This is a genomic window from Staphylococcus sp. HMSC070D05 (genome assembly GCF_001815595.1).
In the GTDB taxonomy this organism is placed as follows: Bacteria; Bacillota; Bacilli; order Staphylococcales; family Staphylococcaceae; genus Staphylococcus; species Staphylococcus hominis.
Genome location: NZ_KV821121.1, coordinates 1 through 9,609, shown reverse-complemented (window position 1 = coordinate 9,609; position 9,609 = coordinate 1). Strand labels below are relative to the sequence as shown.

Genomic DNA, 9,609 nt, shown 5'->3' with positions numbered 1-9,609 from the left:
ATATCATTCCCACTAATTGGGGTCAGTCCATATACTCCCGCTCTTTTTTTATTCGATTTACCACCAACCATTTGATTCTCTAAAACGTATCGCTGCTTCAATTGATCCATAACGTGCTTTTGCATATTGAATCATGCCTTTAGTTTGGGTTTCCACTGATCCATACCCCCATGATTGGTTAGTTTGGCCTAATCCATGGTATTGACCATTTGATGCATTAGGGTTACCGCCAGATTCGGGAAGTACAATTTTCTCCCACATTTTTTCTGTGCCTCCAGCAGCTAAGAAACGTTGATATACTGATTGTGTGCTACTTGTACTAAAAGTTGTCGTGTTTGAACTTGATGTATTTAAATTAGATGTATGACTTTGATGATATTGGTATTGATGTTGTTGAGAAGGGGAGGTTGATACCTTTTCTGCGTGTGCCTGACCACTTTCTACTCCAGCGGCACCTAATGAGAGCATTGTCATTAATGCAAAGGTTGATTTTTTCATAATAAAAAACTCCTTTGTGATTTGGATATTAATGTTCGAATTAAAACATTGCATCCCAATAAATCTAGATGTTGACTACGGTATGTTCACTATAACAGTTCATTTAATGACATAGGTTACTGTCATATCAAGAATAATTATCAAATATGAACACGAAGTAACAAATATCTCAACGTTTTATCATATATTCCGAATTAAATGATAAGTAGTCCTATTATGAAAAAAATTGAAATCGTTCTATAATAATGTTGTAAAGATAAATAGATATTAAATTAAATAATGAGGAAAGTATTTATAATTCAATCATCATACTCATTAACTTTCAATTAATCTAAGGAGTGTTATATTATGCCAAAATTAATTTTATGTCGACATGGACAAAGTGAATGGAATGCGAAAAATTTATTTACCGGTTGGGAAGATGTTCAACTGTCAGAACAAGGGAGAAATGAAGCCATCACTTCAGGTAAAAAATTAAAAGAAAACAAAATTGAAATTGATGTTGCCTATACTTCTTTATTAACAAGAGCATTAGAAACAACTCAATATTTATTAGCTGAATCTGATCAAGAATGGATTCCTGTTCATAAAAGTTGGCGTCTGAACGAACGACACTATGGAAAATTACAAGGATTAAATAAAGATGATGCCCGTAAGGAATTTGGTGAAGAACAAGTTCATCAATGGAGACGTTCTTATGATGTATTACCGCCAGCACAAACTGAAGAACAACGTCAATCTTATTTAAATGATCGTCGCTATCGTCATTTAGATCATCGTATGATGCCTTACTCTGAAAGTTTAAAAACAACATTAGAGCGTGTGATTCCAATTTGGACTGATCATATTTCACAACATTTATTAGATGGGGATACTGTACTTGTAGCAGCACATGGTAATTCTATTCGAGCATTAATTAAATATTTAGAAAATGTATCAGATGAAGATATTATCGGTTATGAAATTAAAACTGGCGCACCGTTAATTTATGAATTAGATGATGATTTAAAAGTGACTAATCATTATTATTTATAAAAGTGTGAGCAAGAATTTTTATTTATTGTAATATAGTAGATAAAATAAAAGGCTAAAGCATCAAAAAAGTGCTTTAGTCTTTTATTTATGTAGTGGAGTAAGATTGTTTATAAAAAATAGTGAGTATCTTTAAAATAAGTTGCATTTTAAAATAGTTAAACTGTTTTAACTAACGTCGATATTGCTTAATAATCTTCAATGCACGTTTACGAGTTTTAATATTAGGACTTTTTAAGTTACGACGTGCAGTTTGTAAATCTTGTTTCATAATTATTCCTCCTTTTTTTTAGAGTAAAGGAAAAGGTGGTTTATGTAAATAGTAATAATTACGATTTAAAAATAAAATAAGGAGATGGTGACATGTCACATAGTAAAAAATTAATCATGATTTTCACTATGCTATTAGGTGGTTTTTTTGGTTTATTAAATGAAACCTTGTTGACCACAGCGTTACCGAGAATAATGAAAGATTTTCATATTGAATATTCTCAAGTACAATGGCTCACAACAGCCTTCTTACTAACAAATGGAGTAGTTATTCCATTATCTGCATTTATTATTCAACGTTATACAACAAGACAGGTATTCTTAACTGGCATTATTATATTCTTTCTAGGAACTTTACTAGGAGGATTTAGCCCAAATTTCACTACGTTATTAATTGCAAGAATTATCCAAGCATTAGGTTCTGGTATTATGATGCCACTAATGATGACGACTATATTAGATATATTTGAACCGCACGAACGTGGAAAATATATGGGGATGTTTGGATTAGTGATTGGTTTAGCACCAGCGATTGGGCCTACATTATCTGGATATTTGGTTGAATACATTAATTGGAGAGCATTGTTTTATGTTGTAGCTCCAATTTCAGCAGTGACTTTTATACTTGCTTTAATTTTTATTAAAAATGTTGGAGTAAAAGTAAAAGCGCCCATTGACATGCTATCCATTATTTTATCTATTATCGGATTTGGTGGTATGTTATATGGGGTAAGTTCTATTTCTCAGAAAGGTTGGAATGACCCAGTCGTTCTGAGCACTATTATTTTAGGCATTATTTTTGTAGTTTTATTTATTTGGAGACAAGAACGACTTGAAACCCCTCTATTAAGTTTTAAAGTATTTAAAAATAGTCAATTCACAGTAGGTATTGCTATTATGGCTGTAACGATGATTTCAATGATTGGATCAGAAACGGTCTTACCGATGTTTGTACAAAATGTGTTGCAACGTACACCTGTTGATTCTGGTTTGATACTGTTACCCGGAGCAATTGTAATGGCAATCATGTCTATCATATCTGGGCGTTTATACGAAACGTTTGGAGCACGAGTACTTTCAATGATAGGTATGCTTATTGTAACGATTACGACGTCCTACTTTGTAGTAATGGATGAGCATACGTCAACAATTGTTTTAGCAACTATTTATGCAATTCGTATGATTGGTATTGCTTTAGGATTAATGCCTGTAATGACGCATACAATGAACCAACTCACTCCAGAATTAAATGCTCATGGATCGTCAATGACAAATACGATTCAACAAGTAGCGGGTTCTATTGGTACAGCTGGTTTAGTAACAATTTTAAGTGTAGCAAGTCAGCATTTTAAACCGACACTAAGTGATTATCAGGGAATGGCTAAAACTGAGATGATGAAACACATTCAAACAGACGCAATGATACATGGTTATCATTCTGGCTTTTTATTTGCAGTGATAATCACAGTTGTTAGTTTATTATTAACTTTTTTACTTAAACGAAAAAAAGATTTAAATGAAGACAGTCATTAACCTCATATCTAAATAGTCTATTTTATTTTATAGTTTAAATAGTTATTGACTATTCATAGTGATGAGATTAGAATTAATTTATTCTGACTAATTTAATAGGAATATGGAGGAGTTATTAATGAAAAGACTTTTATTTGTAGCTTTGACACTTATTTTTGTATTAGCCGCATGTGGTCATAGTGGTTCATCTGACAAAAATAGTGATTCAAAATCAAGTAGCAGTAATAGTGATGAAAAAACATTACGTGTAGGAACTGAAGGGACTTATGCACCGTTTACTTTCCACAACAAAAAAGATCAGTTAACTGGTTATGATATTGATGTAATTAAAGCTGTTGCGAAAGAAGAAGGATATAAACTTAAATTTAATGAAACATCTTGGGATTCAATGTTTGCTGGTTTAGATGCAAAACGTTTTGATGTCATTGCAAACCAAGTGGGTATTAATAAAGAAAGAAAAGAAAAATATAAATTCTCTAACCCTTACACTTATTCAAGTGGTGTCTTAGTTGTTCGTGATGATGAGAAGAATATTAAATCATTTGATGATGTTAAAGGTGAAAAATTAGCGCAAACTTTTACTTCTAACTACGGAAAACTTGCTAAAGATAAAGGTGCTAACATCACTAAAGTAGATGGTTTCAACCAGTCTATCGATTTATTATTATCTAAACGTGTGGATGGTACTTTTAATGATAGCTTATCTTATTTAGATTACAAAAAACAAAAACCTAATGCTAAAATTAAAGCAATCAAAGGTGATGCAGAACAAAATAAATCAGCATTTGCATTCTCTAAAAGTGTCGATGATAAAGTTGTATCTGATTTCAACGATGGTCTGAAAAAACTTAAAGAGAATGGTGAACTAGCAAAAATTGGTGAGAAATGGTTCGGTGAAAATGTTTCTGAGCCTAAATAGTCAACAACAACACGCATTAGATGCAGCAACTCAAGCATTTGGACCCATGTTGGAAGGTTTAGTAAAATACTCTATTCCAATTACAATTGTGACGTTTATTTTAGGTTTGATTATCGCTTTGTTTACGGCGTTAATGCGTATTTCGTCTAGTAAAATATTAAGAGGAATTGCACGTGTATATGTATCTATTATTCGTGGCACACCAATGATTGTACAACTCTTTATTATCTTTTATGGTATTCCAGAACTTGGACGTCTAATTACTGGAAATGCGGACGAACAATGGACATTGTCTTCTGTTGTTTCAGCGATTATTGGACTGTCTTTAAATGTAGGTGCATATGCATCTGAAATTATCCGTGGTGGTATTATTTCTATTCCAAAAGGCCAGACAGAAGCGGCATACTCTATTGGAATGAATTATCGTCAAACGATTCAACGTATTATTTTACCTCAAGCGATTCGTGTTTCAGTTCCAGCTTTAGGTAACACATTCTTAGGATTAATTAAAGACACATCATTACTAGGGTTTATCTTAGTAGCTGAAATGTTCCGTAAAGCGCAAGAAGTTGCTTCTACAACATACGAGTACTTTACAATTTATATTCTCGTAGCTGTGATGTATTGGGTTGTTTGTTTTATTATTTCAGTCATCCAAGGCTTCTATGAATCATATATTGAAAGAGGGTATAAGGCATGATTGAGTTATCCAATATTCATAAATCTTTTAATGATAAAGAAGTGATTAAAGGTATTGATTTAAATGTAAAAAAAGGTGAAGTTGTCACATTAATTGGTCGTTCTGGTTCGGGTAAGACTACATTATTGCGTATGATTAATGCGTTAGAGATTCCGACTGAAGGCAACGTTACTGTGAATGATAAAACGTATACTGCTAAAGATAAGAAATCTCAAATTGAAGTACGTAAACAATCAGGGATGGTATTCCAAAGTTATAATCTTTTTCCACATAAAACAGCTTTAGAAAATGTGATGGAAGGTTTAGTAACTGTAAAGAAAATGAGTAAATCAGAGGCTAGAAATAGAGCATTAGGCTTACTTGAAAAAGTAGGTTTGACACATGTTAAAGATCAACGTCCTCATGCACTCTCTGGTGGTCAACAACAACGTGTGGCGATTGCGAGAGCTTTAGCGATGAATCCTAAAGTGATGTTATTTGATGAACCTACATCTGCACTTGACCCTGAACTTGTAAATGATGTGTTGAAGGTTATTAAAGAATTAGTAAATGAAGGCATGACTATGGTGATAGTGACTCATGCAATGCGTTTTGCAAAAGAAGTATCTAATAAAGTTGTATTTATTCATGACGGTGAAATTGGTGAAGAAGGTTCTCCTGAAGAATTATTTAATCACCCTAAAACTGATGAATTAAGACGTTTTTTAAATGTAATTAATGAAAATTAAAAAAGAATCGTCGTTTGAGATATGTCATCTTGAACGACGATTCTTTTTATTGAATAATGATTTCTTTCTTCGGATAACTAGATTTTAGAAATGTTTATATTTTAAACTGATAGTAAAACAGTAAGCTCAAATTGAAGCACTTTATTCTCATATTGATTAAATGTCATAATTTCAACGGTTAAACTACCAAATTGTTTTTTTAATTTTTTATCTAAAACTTTAACTTTTACATATAAGTTATCATTTGGATAGACAGGTTTAATAAAGGTTACATTATTTAAATGCGTCCCTGCTATGATGTCTTCTTCATATTTATTTTCTTCAATCCAGAGTTTAAAAGAAAGTGAAAGGGTATGCATACCTGAAGCTATAATCCCTTTATACATTCCTTGACCTGCTTTTTTCTTATCTAGATGCATATATTGAGGGTCAAATTGATGGGCAAACTCTAATATTTCTTTCTCAGTTATTTTGTAGTGTTTACTAATGAATGTATCTCCTATAGAAAACATACTGTATTTCATAGTTATATGCCTACCTTAAAATATACTTATAATGCAATGATTATCTTCTATTTTTAATCCATTGTTGAGCATGATAAAGAACAGGTTTAATTGGCTTAATGAAGTCACCAATATATTCATAAACACCAGCATTAAAACCTTTTTTGAACTGTTGAACACCATAATCTTCAGCATTTTCACTAAAGTCTCCAGTAATACCATAGAAGTTGTAACGGTCAATGTTATGCTCTTTAGCAAATTTAATCATTTCCCATTGTAAACGATAGGCTCCCATATATTCATTATATTTTGGATTAGAGCCACTAGATAAATAATATACTTCATGTTCATTGTAGATATATAATGCAGCCGCTAGATTTAATACTTCACCTTCTGCTGCAATTTTATCTTTTGTTTGGTTTATTTTACGTTCATTGCTATCAAATTGTTGTTGAAGTTGATTGTGTTTATTTTTGTTCTTTTTAGAGTTAGGGCTTTCTTTTAAAGCTTCTTCAATTTCAGTAAGTTGTTTTGTTAAATCCTCGTGTTTATGTTGTAGAGTAGACAAATAATCTTTTAAATCGATATAAGCTAATTTTAGCATGGCATGATCTTTATATGTTTTTTGCATTTCATAGAAATAAGGCTCATCTCTAAATTTAAAGCCATGTTTTTCTTCAGCCATTTGGAACAGTTCAAAGAAAGTATGTGTGTCTTCCATAGGTAATGTTTTAACTTTTACGCCCATTTCATATGTCTTTTTAATATTACGACGTGTTTGATAGTCCATTTCTTTTAGTAATTGGTCTTCAGTTTTATCTTTAAGATCAAGTACAGACAACCAACGAATTTGACTCATTGTACTATAACCTACAGACCAGCTTTGATGTTTATATCCTAAGTCTTCAAGTGTTTTAATCACTGCACGATTATCGTAACTTTTTAAGATTTCTCCATCTGCATTACGTAGGTTTTCTAAAATATATGGATCTACTAAAACAAATAGACAATTTTGTTTTTTCAAATATTCTGTTAGTGATTTGAAAAAGAAGTGTACCAGTTCGATATTGCTATAATCCATTACTGGACCACGATGTGTGTAAAAATATTTATAAAATTTTAATGCGCGTGCTTCAGTCATTAATGTTGCAGCAATGACCTCTCCACTATCATCTTTAACACCTACAACATGTACATCATGTTTCATCTCATTTCTATTATCAAAGTGTATTCGAGATTGTGTATAGTGAGAAAAATGTTCGGATGTGAATTTTTCAAATTCTTCAGGTGTTAAACTTACGAATTTCATGATTATCTACTCCTCTGTATTTTTAAGAATTCTAAACTATTTTATCAAATTAGTTCTATTATTACACACATTTAGTAAATTAATTTACTCATACTTTTGTATTAGATAATAATTATTTTTTAAAATATATAACTATAAAATTTACAATATAATATTTTTTAATAGTCTAGTTTATATTGCAAAACCACTGTATGATAATCAGTATATGCATAGTATAATGGTAAAAGTTATATTAGATTAGAAAAAGTAGGAGTGAACATATTTGAAAAGATTGATTTTATCATTAATTTTATGTGTCATATTGCTAGCGGGCTGTGGTAATGATGAATATGCTAATAAAATAGATAAAGCTGTAAAACTACAAGATAAAAAACAAGAACGACTTGCTAAGAATGAACAAGGCGATGTAGTAAAACACTTTGATAAAAAAGACGCTAATATATATGTGTATGAAAAAGGTAAGTATGTTGTATTAGCATATAGACCGTTAAGCAATAACGATGAAATGCATTATTATACATATCAATTTAAAGACAAGAAGGCAACCTATTTAGAGCACTTTGATACGAAACAATATATTAGTACACATGATTCGGATTATAAGGAAGAAAATCTTAATTAATTGAAACAATCGTAAGGAGTATATATGAAAAAAGTGATTTTTATTGGAGCTGCGATTATATGTTTAATCATTATCGTTGTCGCTTGCTCTCAAAATAAAAAAGAAAAAACCCCAGCTCATACGAGAAATGGGAAAATTTTAATTGTAGAATATGGAGACTATAAATGTCCTTATTGCAAGAAAATTGAAGATAACGTCATGCCTATTATTAAAAAAGATTATATTGATACAAATAAAGTAGAATATCAATTTATTAATGCGAATTTTCTTGGAAAAGATTCATTAATGGGCTCTAGAGCAGGGAATGCTATTCAAGCTATTGCACCAAAAGAATATCTTACATTCCAAAAAAATATATATGCTCATCAACAAGATGAAAAAAAACATTGGATTACTGAAACATTACTTGACAAAGAAATTGATCAATTAGATATTTCTCAAAAACAAAAAGATCGCATTAAAAAAGAGTATAAAACTAAAAACAGCGATGCTTGGAAGGAAGCAGAAAAACAGAAAAAGTTAACAAAAGAAAATCATATTCAATCCGTTCCAACAGTTTTTATCAATGGTAAAAAAGTAAAAGATCCTTATAAAATCAAAGAATGGAAAAAATATTTATAGCATAATACAAAAGATCTAACTTAATGTTGTTTAAATATTAAATTAGGTCTTTTAATTATGTTTTTATATCGTTTAAGACATATTTAAAAATTTTACATTCAAAATCATTATTTTTATAAAAAAAGGGAATACAAATAAAAGAAACAAAATCAGCACAATTAATATATTTTAATTAAGTCGCTTAGTTTGTAATTTTTGTTAGATTTATTTAATATACTAAGTATAATAATTATATCAAATTGAAAGATAAATAAATTGAATAATATTATTTTATCATTTCACTATTGGAGGGAAAATAAATGGCTAACTTTAATTTAGATCCAGTTCATTCAGGTGTAAATTTCTCAATACAACACCTTGTAATTAGTAATGTAAAAGGACGTTTTAACGATTTTGATGCAGATATTACAGGTGACTTTCATGATTTAAGTTCTTTAAAAGGAACTTTTACTGTTCAAGCTAATTCTATTGATACTAAAGTAGAAGATCGTGATAATCATCTTAAAAGTGAAGATTTCTTAAATGTTGAACAATATCCTGAAATTAAATTTGAAATTATTAGTGTTGATGATCATTCAGTTACTGGTAATGTAACAATTAAAGATCAAATACAAAAAGAAACATTTGATTTAGATTATAAAGGTATTAGCTTAAACCCACTTAATAATAAGAATACAGCAGGTTTAGTTATTACTGGTGAACTTGATCGTGAAAAATATGGTGTTACATTTAACCAACCATTAGAAACTGGTGGCTTCTTATTAGGCAAAATATTAAATGTGGAATTCGATTTAGAATTTCCTATTGAAGAATAATAAAGTTAAAAAACAGGCAAGGTTCTAACTGGACTGACCCCAATTAGTGGGAATGATAT

12 protein-coding genes are annotated in these 9,609 nt (G+C 30.4%); 8 read left to right on the top strand and 4 right to left on the bottom strand.

The features are described from left to right. Positions 1-57: 57 nt before the first annotated feature. Positions 58-498 (bottom strand): aggregation-promoting factor C-terminal-like domain-containing protein, encoded by a 441-nt coding sequence (locus HMPREF3046_RS05225; RefSeq protein WP_070717175.1) that lies wholly within the window; start codon positions 496-498, stop codon positions 58-60. 348 nt (positions 499-846) lie between these two features. Here HMPREF3046_RS05225 and HMPREF3046_RS05220 point away from each other — a divergent pair, with 348 nt between their 5' ends. After that, positions 847-1,533 (top strand): 2,3-diphosphoglycerate-dependent phosphoglycerate mutase, encoded by a 687-nt coding sequence (locus tag HMPREF3046_RS05220; RefSeq protein WP_017174974.1) that lies wholly within the window; start codon positions 847-849, stop codon positions 1,531-1,533. Positions 1,534-1,702: 169 nt separating this feature from the next. On the opposite strand, the gene HMPREF3046_RS11215 is transcribed toward HMPREF3046_RS05220, so the two are convergent. Further along, positions 1,703-1,801: a putative metal homeostasis protein gene (locus HMPREF3046_RS11215; RefSeq protein ID WP_115344440.1), complete on the bottom strand. Its 99-nt coding sequence runs from the start codon at positions 1,799-1,801 to the stop codon at positions 1,703-1,705. A 92-nt stretch (positions 1,802-1,893) separates the two neighbouring features. On the opposite strand from HMPREF3046_RS11215, the gene HMPREF3046_RS05215 reads away from it, so the two are divergent. From HMPREF3046_RS05215 to HMPREF3046_RS05200, 4 genes are all read left to right on the top strand, one after another. Further along, the gene (locus tag HMPREF3046_RS05215) at positions 1,894-3,333 is read left to right on the top strand and encodes an MDR family MFS transporter (RefSeq protein ID WP_070717170.1); all 1,440 of its coding nucleotides are present in this window, start codon (positions 1,894-1,896) and stop codon (positions 3,331-3,333) included. Between the two features lie 118 nt (positions 3,334-3,451). Continuing rightward, entirely contained in the window at positions 3,452-4,252 is an 801-nt protein-coding gene (locus HMPREF3046_RS05210; RefSeq protein ID WP_070717168.1) for a transporter substrate-binding domain-containing protein, read from the top strand. Next, positions 4,233-4,952 carry an amino acid ABC transporter permease gene (locus tag HMPREF3046_RS05205; protein WP_070717177.1) on the top strand — a complete coding sequence of 240 codons (720 nt, stop codon included), beginning with the start codon at positions 4,233-4,235 and terminating at the stop codon, positions 4,950-4,952. The genes HMPREF3046_RS05210 and HMPREF3046_RS05205 overlap by 20 nt, the downstream gene beginning before the upstream one ends. Next, entirely contained in the window at positions 4,949-5,680 is a 732-nt protein-coding gene (locus HMPREF3046_RS05200; RefSeq protein ID WP_070717165.1) for an amino acid ABC transporter ATP-binding protein, read from the top strand. Before HMPREF3046_RS05205 ends, HMPREF3046_RS05200 begins: the two co-directional genes overlap by 4 nt. Positions 5,681-5,781: 101 nt before the next feature. On the opposite strand, the gene HMPREF3046_RS05195 is transcribed toward HMPREF3046_RS05200, so the two are convergent. Then, positions 5,782-6,204 (bottom strand): MaoC/PaaZ C-terminal domain-containing protein, encoded by a 423-nt coding sequence (locus tag HMPREF3046_RS05195; RefSeq protein ID WP_002448363.1) that lies wholly within the window; start codon positions 6,202-6,204, stop codon positions 5,782-5,784. Between the two features lie 40 nt (positions 6,205-6,244). After that, positions 6,245-7,492: an aminoacyltransferase gene (locus tag HMPREF3046_RS05190; RefSeq protein ID WP_070717163.1), complete on the bottom strand. Its 1,248-nt coding sequence runs from the start codon at positions 7,490-7,492 to the stop codon at positions 6,245-6,247. A 262-nt stretch (positions 7,493-7,754) separates the two neighbouring features. On the opposite strand from HMPREF3046_RS05190, the gene HMPREF3046_RS05185 reads away from it, so the two are divergent. The 3 genes from HMPREF3046_RS05185 to HMPREF3046_RS05175 all read left to right on the top strand — a co-directional run bounded on the left by HMPREF3046_RS05185 (position 7,755) and on the right by HMPREF3046_RS05175 (position 9,550). Next, positions 7,755-8,114 carry a DUF4467 domain-containing protein gene (locus tag HMPREF3046_RS05185; RefSeq protein ID WP_070717161.1) on the top strand — a complete coding sequence of 120 codons (360 nt, stop codon included), beginning with the start codon at positions 7,755-7,757 and terminating at the stop codon, positions 8,112-8,114. Between the two features lie 24 nt (positions 8,115-8,138). Then, entirely contained in the window at positions 8,139-8,735 is a 597-nt protein-coding gene (locus HMPREF3046_RS05180) for a thioredoxin domain-containing protein (protein WP_070717158.1), read from the top strand. A gap of 299 nt (positions 8,736-9,034) precedes the next feature. Continuing rightward, a complete protein-coding gene (locus HMPREF3046_RS05175) occupies positions 9,035-9,550 on the top strand; it encodes a YceI family protein (RefSeq protein ID WP_070717153.1) in 516 nt (171 codons plus the stop codon). Positions 9,551-9,609: the final 59 nt, after the last annotated feature.

What these genes read in the sequence shown, in the direction of transcription:
- HMPREF3046_RS05205 (WP_070717177.1), top strand. Translation starts at nt 4,233, where the DNA reads ATGTTTCTGAGCCTAAATAGTCAACAACAACACGCATTAGATGCAGCA.
- HMPREF3046_RS05195 (WP_002448363.1), bottom strand. Translation starts at nt 6,204, where the DNA reads ATGAAATACAGTATGTTTTCTATAGGAGATACATTCATTAGTAAACAC.
- HMPREF3046_RS05210 (WP_070717168.1), top strand. Translation starts at nt 3,452, where the DNA reads ATGAAAAGACTTTTATTTGTAGCTTTGACACTTATTTTTGTATTAGCC.
- HMPREF3046_RS05220 (WP_017174974.1), top strand. Translation starts at nt 847, where the DNA reads ATGCCAAAATTAATTTTATGTCGACATGGACAAAGTGAATGGAATGCG.
- HMPREF3046_RS05215 (WP_070717170.1), top strand. Translation starts at nt 1,894, where the DNA reads ATGTCACATAGTAAAAAATTAATCATGATTTTCACTATGCTATTAGGT.
- HMPREF3046_RS05190 (WP_070717163.1), bottom strand. Translation starts at nt 7,492, where the DNA reads ATGAAATTCGTAAGTTTAACACCTGAAGAATTTGAAAAATTCACATCC.
- HMPREF3046_RS05225 (WP_070717175.1), bottom strand. Translation starts at nt 498, where the DNA reads ATGAAAAAATCAACCTTTGCATTAATGACAATGCTCTCATTAGGTGCC.
- HMPREF3046_RS05175 (WP_070717153.1), top strand. Translation starts at nt 9,035, where the DNA reads ATGGCTAACTTTAATTTAGATCCAGTTCATTCAGGTGTAAATTTCTCA.
- HMPREF3046_RS11215 (WP_115344440.1), bottom strand. Translation starts at nt 1,801, where the DNA reads ATGAAACAAGATTTACAAACTGCACGTCGTAACTTAAAAAGTCCTAAT.
- HMPREF3046_RS05200 (WP_070717165.1), top strand. Translation starts at nt 4,949, where the DNA reads ATGATTGAGTTATCCAATATTCATAAATCTTTTAATGATAAAGAAGTG.
- HMPREF3046_RS05180 (WP_070717158.1), top strand. Translation starts at nt 8,139, where the DNA reads ATGAAAAAAGTGATTTTTATTGGAGCTGCGATTATATGTTTAATCATT.